The following is a 23,100-nucleotide window of genomic DNA, read 5'->3' as shown; positions in this document are numbered from 1 at the left end:
GCCCAGGAGGGAACCGGCGTGCCACCCACCCGCCCCGGGAAGCGGACCCCCCGGGGGACTCCACCCGGGTGGTCCCGCCCACCCGCCGCCCTCGCGCTCACGGCACGCTCCGCTGCCCCCGTCGCCGTGCTGCTCTGCTCCCTCGGCGCGGCGCTCGCCGCCCTCGCCCTGCCCGCGCTGCTCGGCTCGACGCTGTCGCGGCTCGCCGCCGGCGGCCCCGTCCCGTGGGACGGCATCCGGCTGTGCCTCGCCCTCACCGCCACCGAGGTCCTGCTCGACACCGCCGTCGCCGCGCTGAGCGGTGCCGCGACCGCCACCCGCACCGCCCGCCTGCGCGGCCTGCTCCTGGGCCGTGTCCTCGCCGCCGCACCCGACGACAGGGACCTGCCGCACCCCGGCGACCTCGCGACCCGCCTCACCGCGAACACCGCCGAAGCGGCGACCGTCCCCGTCACGCTCGCCGCCGCCGTCCCGGCCGTCCTGCTCCCGCTCGGCGGCCTCGCGGGCGTCCTGCTGACCGACCTGTGGACCGGTCTCGCCCTCCTCGCCGGATTCCCGGCCGTCGCCGTGCTGCTGCGCGCCTTCACCCGCGGCACCGCCGAAGCAGGCGCCCGCTACCAGCACACCCAGGCCCTCATCGCCTCCCGCCTCACCGAAGTCCTCGAAGGCGCCGAGACGGTCCACGCCGCGGGCACCGCGCACCGCGAGTTCGGCCGCGTCACCGCTCCGCTCGCGGAACTCGCCGCGCACGGGCGCGCCACGTGGCTCCTGTACGGGCGGGCCGCGGGACGCGCGGGGGTCCTGCTGCCGCTGCTGACCGTCCTCGTCCTCGCGGTGTCCGGACTGCGGCTCGCGGCCGGGGCCATCGAGGTCGGCGCGCTCGTCGCGGTCACGCGGTACGCGGCCCTCGCCGTGGGCATCGGCACGATCACCGGCGCGCTGAGCGCCCTCGCGCGCGGCCGCGCCGCCGCCGGGCGCCTCGCGCCGCTGCTCGCCCTCGCCGCGCCGCCCGCCGGGACCGCGCCACTGCCGCCCGGCGGCGGCGCGCTCAGTCTGCGCGGCGTGGGTCTGCGCCGCGCGGGCGCCGAGGTGCTGCGCGGCATCGACCTCGACGTCGCGGCGGGCGAGTACCTCGCGGTCGTGGGACGTTCGGGCACGGGCAAGTCCCAGCTCGCGGCCGTGGCCGGAGGACTCGTCGCCCCGAGCGCGGGCCGCGTCCTCCTCGACGGGGCCGAGCTGCGCACCCTCGCACCCGCGGCTCTGCGCCGCGCCGCCACGTACGCCTTCGCGCGCCCCGTGCTCTTCGGGGACACGATCGAGGACGCCCTCGCCTTCGGCGCCACGCGGCCGGACGGCGCGACGGTGCGCGCCGGTGCGCGCGGCGCCGCGGCGCACGGGTTCGTCCGCGCCCTGCCCGACGGCTACGCGACCCGCATCGACGCCGCCCCGCTCAGCGGCGGCGAACACCAACGCCTCGGCCTCGCACGGGCCTTCGCCCACCCCGGCCGCCTCCTCGTCCTCGACGACGCGACCTCGGCACTCGACACGCTGACCGAGCGCGAGGTCCACCGCTACCTGGCCCGCCTGCCCGTCACGCGGCTCCACGTCACGCACCGCGGTTCCGTCGCCGCCCGCGCCGACCGCGTCCTGTGGCTCGACGCGGGGCGCGTGCGCGGCTGCGCCCCGCACGCCGAACTGTGGCGGGACCCCGCCTACCGCGAGGTCTTCGCGGGCGACCCGCTCCCGGCAGCCGCCGGTACCGGCTCCGGGGGCCGCGCGTGCTGAGGCCGCACGGGCCGTGGGCCCGCGTCGGCCGCGCCGCGCGCCCCTACCTGCGGGAGCGGCGCCGGGACCTCGCACGCCTCGCCGGGTGGTCGCTCGTCGAGTCCGTCCAGACCTTCGCCGGCGGATACGCCCTCGCCCGCGCGCTCGACGCGGGGTTCCTCGCCGGGCGGACCGGGACAGGACTGGCGTGGCTGGGGCTCGCCGCCCTCGCGGCCCTCCCGGCCGGACCCGCCCAGAGCGGTGTCTTCCGGGGACTCGCCGCGCTCGTGGAACCGTTGCGCGACGGCCTCGTGCGGCGCGCGGTCGCGGGGGCCCTCGGAGCGGCGCTGCGCGGGGAACTGCCCGAGCGGGCCCGTACCGCCGCCGTCTCGCGGGTGACCCACCAGAGCGAGATCGCCAGGGACGGCTGGGCCGGGCTCGTGCTGTCCCTGCGCTCCTTCGTCTTCACGACGGCCGGGGCACTGGCCGGACTCGCGGCCCTCGCGCCGCCCCTCCTCCTCGTCCTCCTCCCGCCCCTCCTCCTCGGCCTCGCCCTCTTCCTCGCCACCCTCGGGCCCACCGCCGCACGGCAGCGCGCCCTCCTCGCTGCCGACGAGGAGTACGCCGCTCTCGCGGGACACGCCGCGTCCGGCCTGCGCGACCTCGCCGCGACGGGCGGGAGCGCCCTCGTCGCGGCGCACGCCGCGCGCGTCGCCGCCGCCGAGGCGGACGCGGCGCGGGCACTCGCCCGCTGGTCGGCGGTACGGGTCCTCGCCCTCGCTCTCGCGGGCCGTGTCCCTCCCCTGCTGCTCCTCGTGGCGGCACCCTGGCTGCTGCGCCGCGGACTCACCCCCGGAGAACTGGTCGGGGCGCTCGCCTACCTCTCGCAGGCGCTGCTTCCCGCGCTCCAGTCGCTCATGACGGCGCTCGGCACGGCGGGGGGCCGCCTCCTCGTCGTCCTCGACCGCTTCGCCGTCCCGCCCGCCCCCCTGCCCGCCCCGCCGGAGCCCGCCGCGGCCCCGCCCAGGGTCCGCCCGGGGCCCCTCCTGGAGCTGCGCGGGGTCTCGTACGCGTACGGGGCGGGAGCCCGCCCGGTGCTCGACGGACTCGACCTCGTGCTCGATCCCGGGGAACGGCTGGCCGTCATCGGGCCGAGCGGAGCGGGCAAGTCGACCTTCGCCGCGCTCGTCGCGGGCGTGCGGGCGCCGACGTCCGGACAGGTGCTGTGGCACGGCCGCCCGCCCGGCGACACCGACCCCGCGCTCTTCCGCACCCTTGCCCCGCAACAGGCCTACCTCCCCGCGGGTACGCTCCGCGAGGCCGTCACGTACCTGAGCCCGCACGCGGACGACACGGCGCTCGCCGCCGCGGCGCGGGCCGCCGGGCTCGAAGCGGTGGTACGGGCCGTCGGGGGCTGGGACGCGCCCGTCCCGCCGGGGCGGCTCTCGCCCGGTGAACGCCAGCGCGTGGCCCTCGCCCGTGCCTGGCTCTCGCCCGCGCCGCTCCTGGTGCTCGACGAGGCCACGAGCCACCTGGACCCGCAGGCCGAACTGCGGGTGGAACGCGCGCTGTCCGCCCGGCCCGGGACGACGCTCGTCCTCGTCGCGCACCGTCCGGCGACCGCGGCGCGCGCCACCCGGGTACTGCTCCTCGACGGGGCCCGTACCGACTGCGGCACGCCGGGGGAACTGGCCGCCCGCTCGGCCCTCTTCCGTGAGCTGACCGGCGCCTTCACGCCCGCCGTCTCACAGCCAGCCGGCCTCCTTGGCGAGCCGGATGGCGTCCAGCCGGTTGCGCGCGCCGGTCTTGCGGATGGCCGCCGCGAGGTAGTTGCGGACCGTTCCGGCGGCGAGGTGCAGGTGCCCGGCGATCGCGGCCACCGACTCGCCCTCGGCGGCGAGCCCGAGGACGCGTAGCTCACGGTCCGACAGCGGCGTTTCGGACACCCGCAGCAGGCCGAAGGCCAGCGTCTCGTCCAGGTGCCGCCCCCCGGCGGCGACCTTGCGGACCACGGCCGCGAGGTCCCCCGTCTCGCCGTACTTGTCCACGTACCCGCCCGCGCCCGCGTGGAAGGCGCGGCGCAGGTCACCGGGCCGCTCGCCCTTCGTCAGGATGACGAGCGCGCCCGTGCCGTCGTCGGCGCGGCTGGCGCGGAAGCTCTCTATCTCGGTGAGCAGGCCCAGGGAACCCGGACAGTCGAGGTCGAGGACGTAGACGTCGGGCGGGCAGGTCCCGGCCGCCCGACCCACGTCACCCGGCCCCGCCGTCTCGACGTGCAGATCCGTGTCGGCTGTGAGCAGGGCACGGAGCGCGACCCGCCAGAGCGGGATCTCGTGCACCAGCAATATGTTCGTGCGAAGCGGCACCCGGACTCCCCCTGGCGTCGTGTGACCGGGGCGGCTCCCGCCCGGCATCGATCAGTTCACCGGAGCGGGTGCCCGCGCGTGCGCGATAGCCGCGTATTGGCCGGAACAGGACGAGGCGGGGCGGCGCGCGAACGCGCGGGACGCGCGCCCCGTGCGCCCCCTGGGGAGCCCGCACGCGGAGGAGGACCGGACGGCCGTGCCGTCCGCCGTCAGCCGGCCGTTCCCTCAGGGACCGGCGCGGGGGACCGGGCCGCCCGCTGTCCCGCGCACTCCCCTCCGGAAGAAGTTCACCGGCCGTTCCCCCGCACGCCCCGGCGCCCGTAGGGGCGACGGAGGGCACACTGCGGCCCGTACCGAAGCCCCGAGGAGGAGCAAGCGATGAGCGACGCCGTCCGCCCGAACGCCGTCTCCGCAGACCACGCCCACAAAGACCCCGCTCGGACAACCCCCGGTCACGGAGCCGCCGCTCCCGGTGGGCCCGCTTCTTCGCGGGGCCCGTTGTCGCCCCGCCCCGCCCGCAGGTCCCTCCTCGCCGGAGCCGCCCTCGCGACCGCCGGGCTCGCCGTGCCCGCGTTCGGCGCGGCGAACGCGCGGGCGGCGGGCCGCGCGCCCGCGCGGGCCTGGTCCGGACGGCCCGCCGCCGACTGGGGCGTGCAGGCCGGGGACGTCGGAGAGCGCTCCGCGGTGATCTGGACCCGGAGCGACCGGCCCGCCGTGATGACCGTCGAGACCTCCGCCACCGAGTCCTTCCGCGGCGCCCGCCGCTGGCGCGGCCCGCTCCTGACCCCCGGCACCGACTTCACCGGCACCACGGCCCTGCACGGCCTCCCGCCGGGCGAGCAGATCCACTACCGCGTGACGCTCGCCGACCCGGACGACCCCCGCCGCTCCTCGCGGCCCGTCACCGGCACCTTCCGCACCGCCCCCGCGCGCCGCTCGGCGGGGGTGCGCTTCCTGTGGTCGGGCGACATCGCCGGTCAGGGCTGGGGCATCAACCCCGACCGGGGCGGCTGGCGCGTCTACGAGGAGATGGCGCGACTGGACCCGGACTTCTTCCTGTGCAGCGGCGACACGATCTACGCGGACGGGCCGATCCAGCCGAGCGTGACGCTCCCGGACGGCACGGTGTGGCGCAACCTCACGACCGAGGCGAAGTCCGCCGTCGCGCAGAGCCTCGACGAGTACCGGGGCGCCTTCCGCTACAACCTCCTCGACGCGCACCTGCGCCGCTTCAACGCCCAGGTCCCGCAGATCACGCAGTGGGACGACCACGAGGTGCGCAACAACTGGTACCCCGGCCAGATCCTCGACGACCCTCTCTACACCGAGAAGCGGGTGGACGTCCTCGCCGCCCGCGCCCGCCGCGCCTTCTCCGAGTACTTCCCGCTCAGCACCCTCCCGCCGGGCGACCCCGACGGACGCGTGTACCGGGTCCTGCGCCACGGCCCGCTGCTCGACGTCTTCGTCCTCGACATGCGCACCTACCGCGACCCCAACTCCCGCAACCGCCAGGTGGACGACCCGCAGGGCATCCTCGGCGCGCACCAACTGAGGTGGCTCAAGCGCGAGTTGTCGCGCTCCCGGGCCGTGTGGAAGGTCATCGCGGCGGACATGCCGCTCGGACTGGTCGTCGCGGACGGGGCCACCAACTTCGAGGCGGTGGCGCAGGGCGATCCCGGGGCCCCGCTCGGCCGCGAACTCCAGATCGCCGAACTCCTGCGCCACATCAAGCACGCCCGCGTCACGGGCACCCTGTGGCTCACGGCGGACGTGCACTACACCTCGGCCCAGCACTACGCGCCCGAGCGCGCCGCCTTTCAGGACTTCGCGCCGTTCTGGGAGTTCGTCTCGGGGCCGCTCTCGGCGGGCGGCTTCCCGAGCGTCCCGCTCGACGGCACCTTCGGCCCGCGCCAGACCTTCCTGAAGGCACCCGCGCGGGCCAACGTATCGCCGGCCGAACTCCCGCCCAACTACGGCGAGGTGAGCATCGACGGACGGTCCGGCGAACTGACGGTCCGGCTCCGCGAGGAGGGCGGCCGGGTGCTCTACACGCGGGTGCTCAGGCCGGGGCTCGTCGGCCAGTGACGACCAGCGGCGCCGGGCCCCCGCGGGGGCTGTGACCGGGCGGCTCCGCGCCGCTCAGCCGTGGGCCCGCGCGGGGCGGACGGGGCCCGCGCGGGGCGGGTGGGGGTCCTTACGGGCGGACGGAGGCCCGAGCGAGGCGGCGCGGGGCGGCCGTCGGCTACCGCGGCCCGGCGCGGCGTTCGTAGCGGGCGCGGGCCGCCTCGTGGGCCGTGCGGAGCAGGCCGAGGAGAGCGTCGGTGGTGCGGGGGCCGGGGTTCACGACACTAACCCAGCCCTGGGCCCCGTAGAGCGGGTGCGGGAAGAACACGTCGGTGGCGGCGGGGTCGGCGGGCGTGTGGCGGCGCGCCGCCGTGCGGCCGACGTGCGCGTTGACGCGGTACCGGCCGGAGGCGTCGAGGCGCGAGGAGGAGTCGCCCGGGTAGTCCTTCGTGAGCAGCGTGCCGTAGGGCTGGGTGTGCGCGGGGACCTCGCCGTCCGGCGCGTAGAAGAAGAAGGCGTCGCCGTGCGCGAGGGGCGGGAAGCCGCTGCCCGGCCCCGGTACGAGGACGAGGGCGCCGTCGAGGCGGCGCACGGCCGCGAGGATGTGCTCGATACTCATGGTTCGAGCATGACCTTCAAGTGCTTCTGTGGGGTTCCCCGATGAAGGACGCGGCACCGCTGCGCACGGCCGAGCTGGTCCACCGCTCCGGCTACTCGTTCCAGCAGGTCCGTGACCTGGAACGACTCGGTGTCCTGCCACCGGCGCCGCGCGCCGCCAACGGCTACCGCGAGTGGTCCGAGGTCCACATCCACGCCCTGCGGGCCTACCGGGACCTCGCGCACGCCCTCGGCCCCGTCGCGGCCCGCCGCCTCCTCGCCGAGGCGCACACCGCACCGCCGGCGGAAGCGGCCGCCGCCGTCGGCGCGGCCCACGCGGATCTCGCCCGCGCCCGCGAGGAGACCCTGCGCGCCCTGGACGCGGTCCGTGCCCTCCGCGCGGAGGGCACGACACCGGACGACGACGCCATGACGATCACCCAGCTCGCCACCGCCCTCGGCGTCCGCCCCTCCACGCTGCGCTTCTGGGAGCGGGAGGGACTGCTCACCCCCGACCGCGTCACCTCGCACGGCGCCCGCCGCTACACCCAGCCCGCCATCCGCGCCGCCCGCGTGGTCACCGTCCTGCGCGCCGCGGGGCACGGCATCCCCCGTGTCCGCGAACTCCTCGCAGCGCTCGACCGCTTCGACGGGGCCGAGGAGGCGGTCCGCCTCCTGTCCGTCCGCCTCGACCACCTGGGCAGTCGCATGCTGGCGCTGCTGCGGGCGGGAACGGACGTGGCGGAGGTGGTGGTGCGGACGCACGGGACGCGTCGTCCGCCTGCGGCCGCGCACGAGACGCGTCCGCCCGCCTGAGCGCACGCACCCGCCCCTCACCGCGCCGTGCGGAACGCCTCCCCCGCCTCCGTCCAGGAGCCGTCCGGGCGGTAGAGGCCCGTGTTCACCTCTCCGGCGGCGGAGGGGAGCCCGAACCAGGCGTAGCGCTGGAGCCAGGGCAGGGTGTCGAGCATCCGCGTCGCGGAGGAGAGGAAAGCCGCCTGCTCGGTGGGGGAGGGGAAGCGGACGCCCTGCGAGAAGTCCGTCAGCGCGAACTCCGTGAGCCACACCGGCTTGCCGTACCTGCGGTGCACGGCCTCCAGGTACGTCCTCAGCTGCTGGACCGCCGCCTCGGTACGGAAGTCGCCCCCGTACCAGTGCACCGCGACGAAGTCGACGCGGTAGCCGCGTTCCCGCGCCCCCGTCATGAAGCGGTCGAGCCAGCCCCCGGGCGTGTCCCCGCCGTAGGCGACCGCGGGGCTGCCGAGGACCTTGCCGTGCGCCATGAGCTTCGGCCACAGGTCGAGGGCCCGTTCGACGGACAGGTTCGCCTGGCCGCCCATGTCCGGCTCGTTGAAGCCGAGCAGGTACGGGCCGTTGGCGCGCGCCGTCGCGAGGGTCGCGTCGTCCGTGTTCTTCTCGCCCCAGATCATCGGGACGAAGCCCGGCGCACCCGAGTCCACGATCCCGCGCGGACTCGCCGACCACGTGTAGTACCAGCGCGCCCCCGAGGCGGCGAGCCCCTGCTCGTCGCCGGGCGCGTCCCACACCCCGACGCCCTTGCGCGCCGAGGCGACGACGGCGGTTCGCGGGGCGTGCGAGGAGGACGCGGCCCGCCGCGTCGGCGCGGGGCTCGTCTTCCCGGGGGTACGGGGCGAGGGTGCGTGCTTCGCCGAGTGGGAGGGGGTGGGGGAGGGGCTGGGCGATGTCGTCGACGGTGCGGGGGTCTCGGGGGCGGAGCGGGGCACGGTGGCCGCGCGGACGGACGCGCCCGCGGGCTCCTCGCCGCCGCGCAGGAGGAACGGCGTCGCGACGGCGGCGGCCACGGCCGCGGCGGCGGCACCGATCCCGACCGGGCCGTGGAAGAGCCGCGCCGCCGTGCGCGGACCCCGGTGCGCACCGCCCCGCCGGGGGGAGGACGGAGCGGTGCGCGGGCCCGCCGCAGGGGCGGCGGGGGAGGGGTGGCCCGTGGGGGCGTGCGGCGGCGCGGAGGCGGCGCCTTCCGCCCCGTACCCGAGCAGGTGCGGCGCGTGGGCGGCGGGCGGCGGCAGCAGCGGCAGGCCGGCGAGGAGCCGTTCCATCGGCAGGAGCCGCCGCCCGTCGCCGCAGCGCGCGCAGCCGCGCACGTGCCGTGCGATCCGCTTGCGCCACAGCGGCGAGGGCGTGCCGTCCCAGCCGCCGAGGAGCCCGCCGAGTTCCGCGCACTCCTCTCGTCGCGTCAGCGCGTGCACGACGGTGCGGGCCGTCTCCATCTGCTCCTTCATGCGCTGCACCCGTACCGCCGCGTGGCGCCGTGAGACGCCGAGCGCCTCGGCGAGTTCGGCGCGCTCCAGCTCGCCGGTCTCCTCCAGCCACCACAGCGAGAGCAGCGCGCGGTCGTCTCCGTCGAGCCAGCGGGTCGCCTCGGCGATCTCCCTGCGCTGATCGGTGAGCCCGAGGCGCAGCACGGTCAGGCCCACGAAATCGGCGGCGGGGTCGGGCACGTCGGCGGCGCTGTCCCAGTCGGCGAGGTGCTGCCCGGCCGCACGAAGGGCCCGCTCGCGGTCGCGGACGCGCCGTACCGCGATCGCGATGAGCCAGGAGCGGTAGGCGTGTTCGTCCCGGAGCTGCGGCAGCGCGCGCACGACGCGGAGCAGTGTCTCCTGGACGACGTCGTCGACGTCGCTGTGCCCGTTGAGCGCGCGGCCCACGACGTTGTAGACGAGGGGCAGGCTCTCGGCGAGCAGCCGGTCGAGTGCCGCCGAGTCCCCGGCCCTGGCGGCACGCACCGTCCCGGCCCCGGGCCCGCTGTGACCGGTCTCCCGCATCTGGCTGCTCCTTCACGCGCTGTACGTAAGCCTGGGCGGACTCCGACCGTGCCGCCCCGACTGGGAGACGCGGGGCCGGGCCCCCGGACAACGGAAAAACCCCGGGAGAAGGAAAATCCCCTACTCCGCCCGGAAAAGCCAGCGCGCGAACAGCACGGACGCCGGGCCGGGCGCCGCCGAGGGCGGGGGGCTGGGCCGCCGAGGGCCGGGCCGGGCGCTGCGGAGTGGCGGGTCCGAGGGCGCGGGCGCCGGACCCAGGGCCGGGGCGAGGGGCCCGGCGGCTCGTCCGCGTCAGGTCCCGTACGTCACCCCTCGCGCCGCACGAGCGCCGTCACGCGGATCTCCACGCGTCCCCGGGGCGTCCAGGGCCGGTACGCCGAGCTGCGTCCAGATCGGGGCGCGCTCGCCATCCGGGCCCGGAACTGCTCACGTTCTCCGAGTACCTGACTCCCAGCCACATCTCCGGATCGCCCGGCCGCCGCCCGCGGATGAGTGAGTTTCGCCTACCTCGCGAGCGATTCGCTCTCACGCCTCTCCCATGTCGTCAAGCGCTTCGAGCAGCGCCGTCGGGTCGAGCGTCACTCCGACCCTGACGAGGGCCGCATCACGATCGCCGCCCTCGCGGACGAGGGCTTCGCCCGGTCGTCGCAGCGGCCTCCACCCCCCTCCGTTCGGTGCGCGCCCTCGTCCTCGATCCGCTGGGCCCGCCGACCGGCGCGTCCTGTCCCGGGTCTCCGCCGAGCTGCGCACCCGGCCGTCCGACCTCGGCGCCACGAACTGACCGGTGGGGCCCGCTCGCCCCGCGTGAGGTGGTCGCCCGCGCGGTGCGGGTTCTGCACCGTACTGCGGAACGGCTAGGGCGAAGCGGGTCCCCCTTCACGCCGGGCCGCCGCGAGGCCCGAGTCCCGGAACACCAGGTCCGCCGCCTCCGCCGCCCCGCATGCGGCGGGGATCACCCTCTCGACGCCGCCGGGGAGCAGGTCGCGCGGCAGGTACCAGCTCCGCAGGTCCGCCTCCGTGACGACACCTGCGATCGCCTTGCCCGCGTGGCGGCGGAGGGTCTCGTCGAAGGGCACGTCCAGGTAGTAACTCGCCTTCGGGCCGGAGTGCTCCGCGAGGAGGGCGGTGAGCATCGCGCCGTAGCGGGCGCTCGCCAAGATGCCCTCGACGACGACGTGGAAGCCGTGCGCGAGCGCGTGCCGCGCGGTGAGCGCGACGAGACCGATGTTCGCTCCGCCCGGCACGTCCCGCTCCCGCAGCACCTCCCGCCGCAGCACGTCCTGTGCCACGAGCGCGAGCCCCCTCCCGTACCGCTCCCGCAGCCCCGAGGCGAGCGTGCTCTTCCCGCTCGCGCTGTTGCCCCGCACCGTCACGAGGACCGGTTCCGTCATCGCGCCACCTCCGGCCAGCAGCCTCTCAGACGGGCGGACTCCCGCTCTTCTGTGGCGCGAAAACCCCCTGAACGAGCGAATCACGAACACCTGATGAACCCTTTGCCGGGATCTGACCGTTCCGTGGAAGAGGCGTCGATGATTGGTCTTGACCAAGGGTGAGGGCGGGCCTACTCTCGCCTGAGTCGGATAGTGCAACAACCTTTAATAAAGAAGCCCGCGTAAAGCTCCGGCTCCCCGCACATCGGGTGGGCGGAACCGCGCGCGGCACCAGGCACGGCACACGGCGCGAGGCACACGGCGAAGGTGGAGGACAGGGTGGGGACCAGGCTGCACACAGTGCCGGAGCCCAAGTACCGGCATCTCAAGACGGTCATCGGCGAAGCGCTGGACCACGAGTTCGCGGTGGGCGAGGTGCTGCCCAACGAGCGCGAACTCGCCGCCCGTTTCGGCGTGGCCCGCGCCACGCTCCGCCAGGCGCTCGAACAACTGGAGCTGGAGGGCCGCCTCCAGCGCCGCCGCGGCGTCGGCACCACGGTCGCCCCGCCGCGCGTCGGCGTCGAGGTCGGCAGCAGCCGCGAGAACTGGCCGGGCGCCCCGTGCGACCCCTGGCAGGCCCGCGACGCGTACCGCGCCGTACCCCCCGCCGCTGTCGCCGAGCTTCTCGGCACCGGTGACGAGCCCGTGCACGTCCTCACTCGGGTCCGCCTCGACGAGGCCCTGCCGGTCGCGACCGAACTCCTCTACGTTCCGGCCGCCTCCGTTCCCGGGCTGAGCGCCATCGACGCCCCGGGTGGCAGCGCGCGCGCCCGCGCCGTGCTGCGCGAGCTGGGCCACCTGGAGCCGGAGGGCGAGGACCGCTCCGTGGAACTCGGCTCCGCCGGGGCCGAGGACGCCCGCCGCCTCGACCGCCTGCCCGGCTCCCCCGTCCTCCTCGTCACGACCCGCTTCTTCGCCGAGGGCGCCACGGCCGCCGTCTCCGTCGCGACCTACCGCGCGGACACCTGCCGCCTCACCTTCGGCACCGACGGCGCGGGCGTCGAGATCGCTCCGGCCCGCCGCGCCTCCTGACCTGCGGCGCCGTCACGGCGGCAACGGCTCACGCACGGGTACGGGGCCGCGCACACCTGCGCGCGGCCCCGTACCCGTACCACCGCACGCCCGGCCGCCCCTCCCGCCCCGGTGCCGTCCAGCCTCGGCGCCCTCCGGCCGCTCAGGCGCGCGCCGACACCGTGCTCTCCACGGCGAACAGGTCCTCCTCCACGTGGTCCAGCGCGAGCCGCAGCGCCCCCGTCATGATCGCCGCCTCGCCGAGCCCGGACAGCTCCACGCGAGGCGTCCGCAGGCAGTACTTCTCCAACTGCCGCCGCAGCGGCTCCAGTACGCCGTCGAGCCCCGCCGCCCAGCCGCCGATCACGACGAGTTCGGGGTCGAGCGCGAGCACGAGTGCGGCGACATCGTGCACGAGCCGCGAGAGGAAGCGGTCCACCGCCGCGCGCGCCTGGTCCTGGCCCTCGCGGGCGAGCGCGAACACCTCGGTCACGGCCCGCTCGTCGAGCGGGTGCAGCGGGCGGTCCGTCGTCGAGAGCAGCGTCTCGGGCCGCTCCTCCTGGCCGAGCAGGTGCAGTGCTCCGATCTCCCCCGCGGCTCCGCCGAAGCCCCGGTGCAGACGCCCCCCGATGAGCGAGCCGGCGCCCGGGCTCAGCCCCGCGAGGACCACGACGACGTCGTCGCTGCCGCGCGCGACGCCCTGCCAGTGCTCGGCGAGCGCGGCGGCGTTCGCGTCGTTCTCGACGAGTACGGGACAGCGGAACGAACGCCGCAGCCGCTCCCCGAGCCTGAGCCCCGTCCACTGCGGCAGCGCGGTTCCCAGGCGGATCGTGCCGTCCGTCTCGACGATCCCCGGGCTCCCGACCCCGACGGCACGCAGCGAGTCCCGCGCGACGCCTGTGCGCCGCAGCAGCTCGCCTGCCGTCGTCCGCAGCCGTTCGATCCGGTCGTCGGCACCCGCCGACTCCTCGACCTCCCGGGCCGCCGTGCCGAGTTCGCGGCCCTCCAGGTCGGAGACGACGGCCGCGACGCGGTGCGGGCCGATCTCCAGGCCGAGCAGGTGCCCCGCCTCGGACCGGAAGCGGTACAGGCGCGCCGGGCGGCCCTGCTTGCGCGCCCCCGCGTCCGCGGCTGTCTCGACGACGAGCCCGGCCGCGGTGAGATCGTCCACCGAGCCCTCGACGGTGGGCCGGGACAGGCCCGTCAGGCGCGCGATCTCGGTGAGTGTGCGGGGCCGCCCGCCGCGCAGCGTGTCGAGGACCACGGCGGAGTTGATCCGCCGCAGCAGAGAGGGATCACCACCGGTCAGCCGCCCCACGTCACGTCCTTCCAGCTCGCACCCTGTGTGGCCGGATCGTACAAGGCGGCGACCCGCTCGGGGACGCGGGAGGCAGGACCGTACGGGCCTTGTGACCTGGGGGAGGGGCAGGTCCGCACCAAGGCGGGGCAGGTACGGACCAATGCGGTCCCCGCTTGCGCGGAAGGGCAGGCCCGTCCCTTGCGCCCACGTCCCCCGCCTCCCCGCACACCTCCAGGTCCGGCTGCGCCTCCAGCACGGCCCGCAAACCGGCCCGGACGAGGGGCTCGTCGTCGACGAGAAGCACGCGCAGCGTCATCTCCCCGCCTCCCTGAGGTCTTCCAGGGGCAGCCGGACACGGAGGCGCCAGACGCCGTCCCGGGCGCCCGCCGTCACCGTGCCGCCGAGGACCGCCGCGCGTTCGCGCAGACCGCGCAGGCTGGTACCGCCACCCGGGAAGGGCGAGGCGCCCTCCGGCAGCGGGTTGGTGAAGTCCAGCGTTAGGGCACCGGGCAACTCGCGGGGGACGGTGGGGCCCACGTGTTCCTCGCCGTGCCCCGGCGCGGCATCGCCTACGCGGCGCGGCTGCTCGCCACCGCCGGACACCTGCTGCTCGCCGGTCTCCTCGCAGGCGTCCTCACCTCCCTCTGCGCGCGGCTCGCGACGGGGGACCCGGCGGTCGGGCCCGGGGACGCCACCGCCTGGCGCGCCGTCATCGGCTGCGCGCTCTACCTCACGCTCGCCGGACTGCTCGCGAGCGGCGTCGCCACATGGCTGCGGCACGGTGTCGCGACGCTCTCGGTCACCGTCGCGGTGCTCTTCCTCCTGCCGTTCGTCGTCGGCGAAACGGCCGGTGGGGTCGCCCGCTTCCTGCCCGCGACGGCGGGGCAGCTCGCGCTGCGGGCCGAGCCCGTGGACGGGCCGCTCGGTCCCTGGACGGGGCTCGGGGTGCTCGCGCTGTGGGCGGCGCTCGCGGTCGGCGCGGGGTGGTGGCGGCTGCGCGGGCGCGATGTCTGAGGCCGCCGCCGGGGGTCGCTGTGCGGGGGCGTGCGGCGGCCCGGTTTACTGGAACGCATGAGCGGCACGGCCCAGCACCTGGACACCCTCGAGTCCCTGTGCGCGCTGCCGTTCCCGGATGCCGACTCGCCGGGTGCGTACGAGAGTTCGGGCCCCCGCCACCACCTGGTCACGCTGCTCCTCGCCCCCGCCGAGAGCGGGGAGGACACCGCGACGACAGTGTTCGAAGAGCAGTTCGAAACCGAACGGGAGGCGCTGTCGCTCCTCCTGACGGTACGGGGGTGGGGCCCGCCCGACCGCTTCGCCCTCACCGGCGCCGCGCTGCGGGCCGGGGGCGAACCGCTTCCCGCCCCCTGGGACCACCTCGTCCACACCGTTCCCGATGTCCACCTGTGGCGCCGCGCGGAGCGCTGGACGGGAATCGGCACGGCCCACCACGGCCCGGGCCTCCCTCTCGCCCTCGTCGCCTTCACGACGACGGAGGACCCGCCCTGAGGCGGTGCGGCCCGTCCACCGGGCGGACGCGGGTCAGTCCGCGCGGCCGCCTCGCGCGGGGAGCCCCGCCGCCTCCCGCAGCCGCCCGAACTCCTCCGCCATCGCCGCGAGCGACCAGTGGGCGTTGAGCCCGCTCGGGTTGGGCAGCGCCCACACCCGTGCCCCGCCCACTCGTTCCTCCTGCGGCCCGACCACGGCCTTCGGCGCGTCGAACGCCGCGCGGTACGCCGTGATCCCGACGACGGCGAGCCACGTGGGCCCGAGCCTGGCCACCTTCGCGGCGAGCGCCGCACCGCCCGCACGGAACTCCTCGGCGCTCAGCTCGCCCGCCCGCGCCGTCGCCCGGTCGACGACATTGCTGATCCCGAGCCCGTACGTGAGCAACTCGCCCTGCTCGTCGGGGCGCAGACGACGCGGGGTGAACCCCGAGAGGTGCAGCGCGGGCCAGAAGCGGTTGCCCGGCCGGGCGAAGTGGTGGCCGCTCGCGGCCGACAGGAGCCCAGGGTTGATGCCGCAGAAGAGGACCCGCAGACCGGGCGCCACGATATCGGGGAGCAGCTTTCCCCGCGCCGCCTCCAGCTCCTCGGGCGTGAAGCGCATCGCGCTCACCGCCCGGCCCGGAGGGCGGACGGTGAGCGCTGGGCGCGGCGGTTCAGAGGATCGCCCCCGGGGCGTAACCCGCGGCCTCGGGCCGCTCGGCGACGAGAGCCTCGACGCGCGCGACGACCGCGGCGACCTGGTCGCGGGCCGCGCCGGTGAAGGCCAGCGGGTCGCCCATGAGGGCCGCGAGCCGGTCACGGTCGAGCGGCAGGCGCTCGTCGGCCGCGAGCTTGTCGAGCAGGTCGTTGCGCGCGGCGCCCTTCTCGCGCATCTCCAGGGCCGTCGCGACCGCGTTCTCCTTGATCGCCTCGTGCGCCACCTCACGCCCGACCCCCTCGCGCACCGCGCCCATGAGGACCTTGGTCGTGGCGAGGAAGGGCAGGTAACGGTCGAGTTCGCGCGCGACGACGGCGGGGAAGGCGCCGAACTCGTCGAGAACGGTCAGGAAGGTCTCCAGGAGGCCGTCCAGCGCGAAGAACGCGTCGGGCAGCGCGACGCGCCGCACCACCGAGCACGAGACATCGCCCTCGTTCCACTGGTCGCCCGCCAGCTCACCGGTCATCGACGCGTAGCCGCGCAGGATCACCATGAGACCGTTGACGCGCTCGCAGGAGCGGGTGTTCATCTTGTGCGGCATCGCGGAGGAGCCGACCTGGCCGGGCTTGAACCCCTCGGTGACCAGCTCGTTGCCCGCCATGAGGCGGATCGTCTTGGCGAGCGAGGAGGGCGCGGCGGCGAGCTGCACGAGGCTCGTGACGACCTCGTAGTCGAGCGAGCGCGGGTAGACCTGGCCGACGGAGGTGAAGACCTCGCCGAAACCGAGGTGCGCGGCGATGCGGCGCTCCAGCTCGGCGAGCTTCTCCCCGTCCCCACCGAGCAGGTCGAGCATGTCCTGCGCGGTGCCGACCGGGCCCTTGATGCCGCGCAGCGGGTAGCGGCGGAGCAACTCCTCGACCCGCCCGTAGGCGACGAAGAGCTCGTCGGCGCCCGTGGCGAAGCGCTTGCCGAGCGTCGTGGCCTGCGCGGCGACGTTGTGCGAGCGCCCGGCCATGACGAGCTCGCCGTACTCCCCGGCGAGCTTGCCGAGTCGCGCGAGGACGGCGACGGCGCGGTCCCTGACGAGTTCGAGCGAGAGACGGGTCTGGAGCTGCTCGACGTTCTCCGTGAGGTCGCGCGAGGTCATGCCCTTGTGCACGTGCTCGTGCCCGGCGAGGGCGTTGAACTCCTCGATGCGGGCCTTCACGTCGTGCCGGGTGACCTTCTCGCGCTCCGCGATCGAGGCGAGGTCCACGGTGTCGAGGACGCGTTCGTAGTCCTCGACCACCCCCTCGGGCACCTCGATGCCGAGGTCGCGCTGGGCACGCAGCACGGCGATCCACAGCCGGCGCTCCAGCTTCACCTTCTGCTCGGGCGACCAGAGCTCGGCCAGCTCGGGGGAGGCGTAGCGGCCTGCCAGGACGTTGGGGATACGGGGCTTCGCAGTCACGAGGTCGCAGTCTACTTGGCGGTTCCCGCAGGTAGACGAGCCGGTCGCGTTCGGAGGAACCTCCAAGGCCCCCGGCGCGCGCTCCCGGGGCGGCGGCCGCGCACGGGGGCAGCCGCCGCCCCGTCCGCACCGCGCCGCGCCTCGCGTGCCCGCTCCACGAGGTACGGCTCGGTGTCCGCCGAGGTGAGGGGCAACGGCGCTACCGGCACTCTCAGAAGGTGAACGTCTGAGGGCCCTTCACGGGGCGCGGCCCGCGACGAGTGCGCCCCTGCGGTTCGGGCCGCGAGCAGGCGTGCCACGCGGCCATGTCCTCCCGGCGGGAGAGCGCGCGCGAGAGGGCGGGGAGATGACGCCCGTCGGCAACCGCGCTCCAGGGAGGCCGGGTCCCGGGGCCTGTCCGTACCTGCCGCCAGGGGTCAGGGGGTCCGGGCCGTCCTGCCGGAGCGCGCGGGCCGCGTGCGGGGCACGGGGGCGGGGGCGGGCTCAGGACTCCGCGCGGCGCCAGCCCGTCACCGGGCCCGGGTTCGCCGGGTCCGCGGGCGTGATCCAGAAGCCCTCGCCCGCTTCGAGGCAGAACTGCGCGCCCGAGCGGCCGTCGCCCGAGGAGCGGCCGGTCAGGCGGCGGCCGATCCAGGGCAGCAGGTGCGCCCGCGTGAAGCTCACGTCGGCGACCCGCCGCTGGAGCCACGAGGGCGGTACGGGGACGGGCAGCGGGCTGGTCCAGTCGTCCTCGGCGGCCAGGCCGAGCCCCTGCCACACGGCCTCCGCGACCCTGCGGTGCCCCTCGTCGGTCAGGTGCAGGCGGTCGACGCCCCACATCCGCTGGTCGCCGAGCGCCGCCGCGCCGTAGAGATCGATCACCAACGCGCCGTGCCGGGCCGCGAGTTCGTCGATGCAGGCGAACAGGGCCTCCATGCGCGGCCGGAAGCGGTCGAACACCGGGCCCTGGCGCCCCGGGCTGCGCATGAGCACGAGCTGTTTGCAGCTCGGCGCCAGCGTCTCGACCGCCTCTTCGAGCAGCCCCCGCACCCTGCCCATGTCGCACTTCGGGCGCAGGGTGTCGTTGAGTCCCCCGACCAGGGTCACGATGTCGGCGCCCATCTTCGCGGCAGGCCCGACCTGTTCGCGCACGATCTGCTCGATGAGCTTGCCGCGCACGGCGAGGTTCGCGTACCGGAATCCGGCGGTACGGGTCGCGAGGCGGGCGGCGAGCAGATCCGCCCACCCCCGGTAGGACCCGTCGGGCAACTGGTCCGACATGCCCTCGGTGAAGCTGTCCCCGACGGCGACCAGGCTGGTGTAGGTGGCATTGATCGACATGGCGAGTGCGATCGTACCGGCCGGTAGGGGGACGGGGCGAGCCCGGCGACGGCCGGGCGCATCCCCCGGACCGCCACCCGCCCGGCCACGGCCGCCGCCCGGCCCGGGCCGCTACGCCGGGCACCGTCCCGCACCGGCCGCCGCCCGGCCGCCCCTCAGGCCGCCACCGCCTCCGTCCCGCCGCCGATCAGCTCCCGCAGGACGTCCTCCAGCGTGACGAGGCCCACGAGCCCCTCACCGGGGGCCGTGACGGCCGCGAGGTGGACGCCCTGCGCCCGGAGCGTGGCCAGGGCCTCGTCCAGCGGGGTGCCGGCCGCGAGGCGGGGGAGCGGGCGCAGCTCGCCCGGCGCGAAGGGCAGGTCGGCGGGGCGGGCGCCGAGGGCGTCCTTGACGTGCAGGTAGCCCAGGGGCCGCCCCTCCGCGTCCGCCACGGGGAAGCGCGAGTAGCCGGACGCGGCGGCGAGCGCCACGAGCCCGTCCGGGGTCGTCCCGAGCGGCGCCGTCACGAGCCGCTCCGGAGGGATCGCCACGTCCCGTACGGGCCTGCGGCCGAGCGCCAGCGCGTCCCGCAGCCGCTGCCCGGACCGCGCGTCGAGCAGCCCCGCCGCGTGCGCGTCGCCCACGAGGCGCGCCAGCTCGTCGTCCGAGAAGGCCGCTGCCACTTCCTCCCGCGGCTCGACGCGCAGCAGCCGCAGCAGGCCGTTCGCCACCGCGTTGACCCCGGCGATCACGGGCCCGAGCGCCCGCGTGAGCGCCACGAGCGGCGGGCCGAGCCACAGCGCGGCGCGCACGGGATCGGCGAGCGCCACGTTCTTCGGGATCATCTCGCCGAGCAGCATGTGCAGGTACGTCGCGAGCGCGAGCGCGACGACGAACGCGGCCGGGTGCACGAGCCCGTGCGGCAGGCCCACGGCGTCGAAGCCCGGCTCCAGGAGGTGTGCGATCGCCGGTTCGGCGACGATCCCGAGCACCAGCGTGCACAGCGTGATGCCGAGCTGTGCCGCCGCCATGAGCCGGGAGACGTGCTCCAGACCCCACAGCACGCGGCGCGCCCGCTTGTCGCCCCCCTCCGCGCGCGGCTCGACCTGCGCGCGGCGTACCGAGATGAGCGCGAACTCCGCGCCGACGAAGAAGGCGTTCACCACGAGCGTGGCGAGGCCGATGAGCAGTTGCAGCGTGGTCACCGGTTCAGCTCCTTCGCCTTCGTCTCCACGGCCGGTGCGAGCAGTCGCACGCGTCCGGCGCGCCGCCCGTCGGCGCTGTCGACCCGCAGCTCCCAGCCGGCCACCTCCACGGTGTCCCCGGCGCGCGGGACGCGCCCCAGCTCGGCCGCGAGCAGGCCGCCCAGCGTCTCGTACGGTCCTTCGGGGAGGACGGGACCGAGTCCCGCGAGCCGGTCGACGCGCAGCGAGCCCTCGGCGGCCCACACGGCGCGCCCGTCCTCGCTCCCGGCCCGTACCAGCTCGGGCTCCGCGCGCGGGTCGTGCTCGTCGCGCACCTCGCCGACGACCTCCTCGACGACGTCCTCCAGGGTCACGACGCCCGCCGTACCGCCGTACTCGTCGATCACGACGGCCATCGAGCCCTCCCCGGCGAGCCGGTCGAGCAGCCGGTCCACCGGCAGGGTCGCGGGGACGAGGACGGGCGGAGTGAGCAGGGCCCGGACCGGCGTCGCGGCGCGCGCGTCGGCCGGGAGGGCCAGGACGTCCTTGACGTGCACCGTGCCGCACACCTCGTCGAGCCCGTCGCCCCGGTGCACGGGGAAGCGGGAGAGGCCGGTGCGGCGGGCGGTGGTGAGCACCCGCTCGGCGGGCTCGGCCGCCGCGACGGCGACGACGTCTACGCGCGGCGTCATGACGGCGCCCGCGCTGAGCGCGCCGAGTCCGAGCGTGCGCACGAACAGCTCGGCGGTCTCCGCGGGCAGCGTACCCGCGCGGGCCGAGTGCCGGGCGAGCGCCGCGAGTTCCCTCGGCCCGCGCGCCGAGGCGATCTCCTCGGCCGGTTCCAGCCCGAGGCGGCGCACGGCGCGGTTCGCGGTCGTGTCGAGGTGCTTGATGAGGGGGCGGAGCAGGAAGGAGAAGAGGCGCAGCGGACCGGCGACGACACGCGCGACGCGTTCCGGGGCGGAGATCGCCCAGTTCTTCGGCACGAGTTCGCCGACGACCATGAGGAAGGCGGTCGACAGCGCCGTGCCGAGCACGAGCGAGAGGACCGTGACGGCCCCGGCGGACAGCCCGAGCGCGCCGAGCGGTCCGGAGAGCAGCGCGGCGACGGAGGGCTCGGCGAGCATCCCGATGACCAGGTTGGTCACGGTGATCCCGAGCTGGGCCCCGGAGAGCTGGAAGGTGAGCCGTTGCACGGCCGCGAGCGCGTGCCGGGCACCGCGCTCACCGCGCTGCGCGGCGGCCTCCAGGGCCCCGCGCTCGACGGTCGTGAGGGAGAACTCGGCCGCCACGAAGACACCGCAGACGAGGGCGAGGAGGACGGCGAGGCCGAGAAGGAGGAGCTCCGTCATCGGACCCCTCCCGGGACGGAGAGGGGGATCACGCCGGAGACGGAGGAGGAGTCCCCTCCGGAGGCGGAGGAGAGGGCCGCGACGGAGCGCGGACTGGGAGGCTCGCCCATGGGCGGACGCTCACACCTTTCGCTGGGAACCCCGCGAGAGGGCTCGCGGAGGGTCACGATTCGCGGATCGAAAAGGACCGGTCATGCAAGAGTAAAGTATGAGCAAAGCGCAAGGGAAGGGCTGCCGTCGGGGAAACGCGCGGGCCCGCCTTTTCCGGAGATCGCCTGGTCAGGGCCGCCGGGGCGGTGGGGAGGCCCGGAAGTGCGGCCCTGCCGTCCCGGGCGCCCCGCCGTGCCCGGCGCCCTGCCGTCCCCGCCGCCCCGGCGCGCAGCCGTCCACGGCCGTGTCACACCGGCTTCACCCAGCGCCGCCACCGGTCCTCCCGGATGTACCCCGCCGCGCCCCACGTCCCGTGCGCGCGCGTGTTCGCCTCCAGGACCATCGCGTCGACGCGGCGGCCGCCGAGGGCGGTGAAGCGGTCCTCCATCGCCGCGAGGAGGGCTGTCGCGATGCCCTGGCGGCGGTGCGCGGGGTGGACGGCGAGGCGGTAGGCGGAGCACCGCCAGCCGTCGAAGCCGGCGATCACCGTGCCGACGAGCGTGCCGCCGCGTTCGGCGAGGAGCAGCGCCTCGGGATCGCGGGCGAGGAGGCGGCCGACCCCGGCCGGGTCGTCGCTGATGCTCGTCCCCTCGGCGGCCTCGCGCCAGAAGGCGAGTACGGGTGCCACGTCGGCGGGCACGGCGTGGCGTATGCGCAGGTCGTCAGGTGTGCTCATGGCAGGAGCCAAGCAGGCGCCGGGGGCTCGGGGCATCCGGTTTTCGGGGCGGGCGGTGTTCCGTCCCGCCGCCCGGAATCCGCTCGGCCGTAGCAGGCTTCACCGCTTCGGGCGACAGTGGCGCACAGCCCTCGGAGCGCGCCCCCCGCTGGTGGCAGGCTGTCGCGCACCACCGACCCGGTGCGCCGTGCGGGCGCCCGGTGGAAAGGGCAGGTCGTCATGGCCGATCACCAGGAAGCCTCCGTCACGCTGCCGAGCGATGCCGCCTCGGTCCCCGAAGCACGCGCGTTCGTCGGCGCGCTCCTCGCGGAGTGGGGACTGCCCGCGCGGGACGACATGGCCGAGGCGGTGCGCCTGATCGTCTCCGAACTCGTCACCAATGCCGTCGTGCACACCGACGGGCGGTCCCCCTCCTTCACCGTCACCGTCTCGCTCGACCGCGAGGAACTCCTCCGGGTCGGGGTCACCGACTCCCACCCGCGCCCGCCGCGCCGCCTCCCCGCCGCCGTACAGCAGGACAACGGGCGCGGGCTCGCCATCATCCGCTTCCTCACGGCGGAGAACGGCGGGCGGCTCTCGGTGGTGCCGACACCGCAGGGCGGCAAGACCGTCCTGGTCGCCCTGCCCTGGCGACCGGCGCGCGCGGTCGCCGTGCCGGAGGACTGAGCCCCTGCCGCGGGCCCCGCGCCCTCGGTCCCGGACCCGCGCCCACGACTCCGCGCGCCCGACACCTGCCGGACGCGTCCGTGGGCGCCTACAGCCCGCCCCCGGCGCCTACGGCCCGCGCCCGTGGGCTCCTATCGCACGCGCCCGTACGAGACCCGCTTCGTCCAGATCCTTTCGAGCTTGACCACGTCTCCCGTCTTCGGGGCGTGCCAGATCTTGTTGCCTCCCGCGTAGATGCCCACGTGGTAGACGCCGCGGCCGGAGCGGAAGAACACCAGGTCGCCCTTGGTGCGCTTGCCGGCCGATACGTGCCGGGTCCGGTTGTACTGCGCCTGGGCGGTGCGGGGCAGGGACTTGCCCGCCTTCTTGAACGAATAGAGCGTCAGGCCTGAGCAGTCGAAGCGGCGCGGGCCCGTCGCGCCCCAGCGGTAGGGGGAGCCCTTCTTGGAGGCCGCGACCTTGAGCGCCTTCGCGGAGATCCGGACCGCGGCCGAGGCGTCCGCGGAGGCGCCGGGGACGAGGACGGTGCCGCCCACGGCGGCGAGGGTGAGGACCGATACCGCGCCGGTCCGGGAGAGCAGGACGGGAACTCGATTGCGCACCAACATGCGTAACCCTTCGTCAACCGCCTGTGAAGGGTGACCTGTCGGGTTCGGACTGGCGAAGATGCCCGGCCGCTCACGCGGCTTCACCCCAAGGGCCGACGCCCGTTACCGGGCCCGACCCGCCGTGCTCGGGTCCTCCACTCCCGCCGATCCACTCCGTGTCGACCTGGCGTCCGGGCGGCGGCGGGACTCGGCGTCCGCCCGGACCGCCCCGCCGCTGCGGCGGGGGCTTGTCGT

General features: G+C 75.9%; 20 protein-coding genes, 2 pseudogenes and 1 riboswitch. Of the genes and pseudogenes, 8 read left to right on the top strand and 14 right to left on the bottom strand.

Annotated elements, in window-relative coordinates:
• Positions 1 to 18: 18 nt before the first annotated feature.
• Together IF99_RS35425 and IF99_RS35705 are read left to right on the top strand one after the other, a co-directional pair.
• A complete protein-coding gene (locus tag IF99_RS35425) occupies positions 19 to 1,785 on the top strand; it encodes an ATP-binding cassette domain-containing protein (protein ID WP_030995736.1) in 1,767 nt (588 codons plus the stop codon).
• Between the two features lie 896 nt (positions 1,786 to 2,681).
• Positions 2,682 to 3,281, top strand: a pseudogene (locus IF99_RS35705) (ATP-binding cassette domain-containing protein); the annotation flags it as partial.
• A gap of 228 nt (positions 3,282 to 3,509) precedes the next feature.
• Here IF99_RS35705 and IF99_RS0108385 read toward each other — a convergent pair.
• Positions 3,510 to 4,103, bottom strand: coding sequence for a response regulator transcription factor (locus IF99_RS0108385; protein ID WP_030995734.1), 594 nt, complete (start codon positions 4,101 to 4,103; stop codon positions 3,510 to 3,512).
• 405 nt (positions 4,104 to 4,508) lie between these two features.
• Here IF99_RS0108385 and IF99_RS0108380 point away from each other — a divergent pair, with 405 nt between their 5' ends.
• On the top strand, positions 4,509 to 6,215 hold the full coding sequence (locus IF99_RS0108380; protein WP_420705653.1) for an alkaline phosphatase D family protein: 1,707 nt from the start codon (positions 4,509 to 4,511) through the stop codon (positions 6,213 to 6,215).
• 157 nt (positions 6,216 to 6,372) lie between these two features.
• Here IF99_RS0108380 and IF99_RS0108375 read toward each other — a convergent pair whose 3' ends face one another.
• A complete protein-coding gene (locus IF99_RS0108375) occupies positions 6,373 to 6,813 on the bottom strand; it encodes a DUF6194 family protein (protein WP_030995732.1) in 441 nt (146 codons plus the stop codon).
• A 41-nt stretch (positions 6,814 to 6,854) separates the two neighbouring features.
• On the opposite strand from IF99_RS0108375, the gene IF99_RS0108370 reads away from it, so the two are divergent.
• On the top strand, positions 6,855 to 7,607 hold the full coding sequence (locus tag IF99_RS0108370; protein WP_030995731.1) for a MerR family transcriptional regulator: 753 nt from the start codon (positions 6,855 to 6,857) through the stop codon (positions 7,605 to 7,607).
• A 17-nt stretch (positions 7,608 to 7,624) separates the two neighbouring features.
• Here the strand turns inward: IF99_RS0108370 and IF99_RS0108365 are convergent, their stop codons facing one another.
• Together IF99_RS0108365 and IF99_RS0108360 are read right to left on the bottom strand one after the other, a co-directional pair.
• Complete coding sequence (locus IF99_RS0108365) at positions 7,625 to 9,595, bottom strand: sigma-70 family RNA polymerase sigma factor (RefSeq protein ID WP_030995730.1); 1,971 nt, start codon at positions 9,593 to 9,595, stop codon at positions 7,625 to 7,627.
• 854 nt (positions 9,596 to 10,449) lie between these two features.
• On the bottom strand, positions 10,450 to 10,986 hold the full coding sequence (locus tag IF99_RS0108360) for an AAA family ATPase (RefSeq protein ID WP_030995729.1): 537 nt from the start codon (positions 10,984 to 10,986) through the stop codon (positions 10,450 to 10,452).
• 318 nt (positions 10,987 to 11,304) lie between these two features.
• On the opposite strand from IF99_RS0108360, the gene IF99_RS0108355 reads away from it, so the two are divergent.
• Positions 11,305 to 12,057, top strand: coding sequence for a GntR family transcriptional regulator (locus IF99_RS0108355; protein ID WP_030995728.1), 753 nt, complete (start codon positions 11,305 to 11,307; stop codon positions 12,055 to 12,057).
• A 142-nt stretch (positions 12,058 to 12,199) separates the two neighbouring features.
• Here the strand turns inward: IF99_RS0108355 and IF99_RS0108350 are convergent, their stop codons facing one another.
• The 3 genes and pseudogenes from IF99_RS0108350 to IF99_RS0108345 all read right to left on the bottom strand — a co-directional run bounded on the left by IF99_RS0108350 (position 12,200) and on the right by IF99_RS0108345 (position 13,873).
• Positions 12,200 to 13,354: an ROK family transcriptional regulator gene (locus IF99_RS0108350; RefSeq protein ID WP_030995727.1), complete on the bottom strand. Its 1,155-nt coding sequence runs from the start codon at positions 13,352 to 13,354 to the stop codon at positions 12,200 to 12,202.
• A 151-nt stretch (positions 13,355 to 13,505) separates the two neighbouring features.
• Positions 13,506 to 13,652, bottom strand: a pseudogene (locus tag IF99_RS35700) (response regulator transcription factor); the annotation flags it as partial.
• Positions 13,649 to 13,873: a hypothetical protein gene (locus IF99_RS0108345; RefSeq protein WP_030995726.1), complete on the bottom strand. Its 225-nt coding sequence runs from the start codon at positions 13,871 to 13,873 to the stop codon at positions 13,649 to 13,651. The gene IF99_RS0108345 and the pseudogene IF99_RS35700, both read right to left, overlap by 4 nt.
• Here IF99_RS0108345 and IF99_RS0108340 point away from each other — a divergent pair, their 5' ends adjacent.
• Entirely contained in the window at positions 13,874 to 14,350 is a 477-nt protein-coding gene (locus tag IF99_RS0108340) for a hypothetical protein (protein ID WP_234340623.1), read from the top strand.
• Positions 14,351 to 14,407: 57 nt separating this feature from the next.
• On the top strand, positions 14,408 to 14,845 hold the full coding sequence (locus IF99_RS0108335) for a hypothetical protein (RefSeq protein WP_030995724.1): 438 nt from the start codon (positions 14,408 to 14,410) through the stop codon (positions 14,843 to 14,845).
• A 33-nt stretch (positions 14,846 to 14,878) separates the two neighbouring features.
• Here the strand turns inward: IF99_RS0108335 and mug are convergent, their stop codons facing one another.
• From mug to IF99_RS0108305, 6 genes are all read right to left on the bottom strand, one after another.
• The gene (gene mug / locus IF99_RS0108330; protein ID WP_030995723.1) at positions 14,879 to 15,445 is read right to left on the bottom strand and encodes a G/U mismatch-specific DNA glycosylase; all 567 of its coding nucleotides are present in this window, start codon (positions 15,443 to 15,445) and stop codon (positions 14,879 to 14,881) included.
• Between the two features lie 52 nt (positions 15,446 to 15,497).
• Positions 15,498 to 16,931 carry an adenylosuccinate lyase gene (purB, locus tag IF99_RS0108325; protein WP_030995722.1) on the bottom strand — a complete coding sequence of 478 codons (1,434 nt, stop codon included), beginning with the start codon at positions 16,929 to 16,931 and terminating at the stop codon, positions 15,498 to 15,500.
• Between the two features lie 483 nt (positions 16,932 to 17,414).
• Positions 17,415 to 18,251 (bottom strand): SGNH/GDSL hydrolase family protein, encoded by an 837-nt coding sequence (locus tag IF99_RS0108320; protein ID WP_030995721.1) that lies wholly within the window; start codon positions 18,249 to 18,251, stop codon positions 17,415 to 17,417.
• A gap of 155 nt (positions 18,252 to 18,406) precedes the next feature.
• The gene (locus IF99_RS0108315) at positions 18,407 to 19,435 is read right to left on the bottom strand and encodes a hemolysin family protein (protein WP_030995720.1); all 1,029 of its coding nucleotides are present in this window, start codon (positions 19,433 to 19,435) and stop codon (positions 18,407 to 18,409) included.
• A complete protein-coding gene (locus IF99_RS0108310) occupies positions 19,432 to 20,766 on the bottom strand; it encodes a hemolysin family protein (RefSeq protein WP_030995719.1) in 1,335 nt (444 codons plus the stop codon). The genes IF99_RS0108315 and IF99_RS0108310 overlap by 4 nt, the downstream gene beginning before the upstream one ends.
• Positions 20,767 to 21,163: 397 nt before the next feature.
• Complete coding sequence (locus IF99_RS0108305; RefSeq protein ID WP_030995718.1) at positions 21,164 to 21,592, bottom strand: GNAT family N-acetyltransferase; 429 nt, start codon at positions 21,590 to 21,592, stop codon at positions 21,164 to 21,166.
• A gap of 219 nt (positions 21,593 to 21,811) precedes the next feature.
• Between IF99_RS0108305 and IF99_RS0108300 the strand changes: the two genes are divergently transcribed.
• Positions 21,812 to 22,258, top strand: coding sequence for an ATP-binding protein (locus tag IF99_RS0108300; RefSeq protein WP_030995717.1), 447 nt, complete (start codon positions 21,812 to 21,814; stop codon positions 22,256 to 22,258).
• Between the two features lie 131 nt (positions 22,259 to 22,389).
• On the opposite strand, the gene IF99_RS0108295 is transcribed toward IF99_RS0108300, so the two are convergent.
• Positions 22,390 to 22,866, bottom strand: a complete 477-nt coding sequence (locus tag IF99_RS0108295; RefSeq protein ID WP_030995716.1) for a C40 family peptidase — start codon at positions 22,864 to 22,866, stop codon at positions 22,390 to 22,392.
• A 3-nt stretch (positions 22,867 to 22,869) separates the two neighbouring features.
• Positions 22,870 to 23,045, bottom strand: a riboswitch (cyclic di-AMP (ydaO/yuaA leader).
• Positions 23,046 to 23,100: the final 55 nt, after the last annotated feature.

Origin of the sequence: Streptomyces sp. NRRL F-5630, assembly GCF_000719475.1 — a bacterium.
Taxonomy (GTDB): Bacteria; Actinomycetota; Actinomycetes; order Streptomycetales; family Streptomycetaceae; genus Streptomyces.
The sequence above is the reverse complement of the archived record's forward strand: the minus strand, read 5'-3'. Positions and strand labels throughout refer to the sequence as shown.

What these genes read in the sequence shown, in the direction of transcription:
- IF99_RS0108380 (WP_420705653.1), top strand. Translation starts at nt 4,509, where the DNA reads ATGAGCGACGCCGTCCGCCCGAACGCCGTCTCCGCAGACCACGCCCAC.
- IF99_RS0108375 (WP_030995732.1), bottom strand. Translation starts at nt 6,813, where the DNA reads ATGAGTATCGAGCACATCCTCGCGGCCGTGCGCCGCCTCGACGGCGCC.
- IF99_RS0108370 (WP_030995731.1), top strand. Translation starts at nt 6,855, where the DNA reads ATGAAGGACGCGGCACCGCTGCGCACGGCCGAGCTGGTCCACCGCTCC.
- IF99_RS0108365 (WP_030995730.1), bottom strand. Translation starts at nt 9,595, where the DNA reads ATGCGGGAGACCGGTCACAGCGGGCCCGGGGCCGGGACGGTGCGTGCC.
- IF99_RS0108360 (WP_030995729.1), bottom strand. Translation starts at nt 10,986, where the DNA reads ATGACGGAACCGGTCCTCGTGACGGTGCGGGGCAACAGCGCGAGCGGG.
- IF99_RS0108335 (WP_030995724.1), top strand. Translation starts at nt 14,408, where the DNA reads ATGAGCGGCACGGCCCAGCACCTGGACACCCTCGAGTCCCTGTGCGCG.
- mug (WP_030995723.1), bottom strand. Translation starts at nt 15,445, where the DNA reads ATGCGCTTCACGCCCGAGGAGCTGGAGGCGGCGCGGGGAAAGCTGCTC.
- IF99_RS0108320 (WP_030995721.1), bottom strand. Translation starts at nt 18,251, where the DNA reads ATGTCGATCAATGCCACCTACACCAGCCTGGTCGCCGTCGGGGACAGC.
- IF99_RS0108310 (WP_030995719.1), bottom strand. Translation starts at nt 20,766, where the DNA reads ATGACGGAGCTCCTCCTTCTCGGCCTCGCCGTCCTCCTCGCCCTCGTC.
- IF99_RS0108305 (WP_030995718.1), bottom strand. Translation starts at nt 21,592, where the DNA reads ATGAGCACACCTGACGACCTGCGCATACGCCACGCCGTGCCCGCCGAC.
- IF99_RS0108300 (WP_030995717.1), top strand. Translation starts at nt 21,812, where the DNA reads ATGGCCGATCACCAGGAAGCCTCCGTCACGCTGCCGAGCGATGCCGCC.
- IF99_RS0108295 (WP_030995716.1), bottom strand. Translation starts at nt 22,866, where the DNA reads ATGTTGGTGCGCAATCGAGTTCCCGTCCTGCTCTCCCGGACCGGCGCG.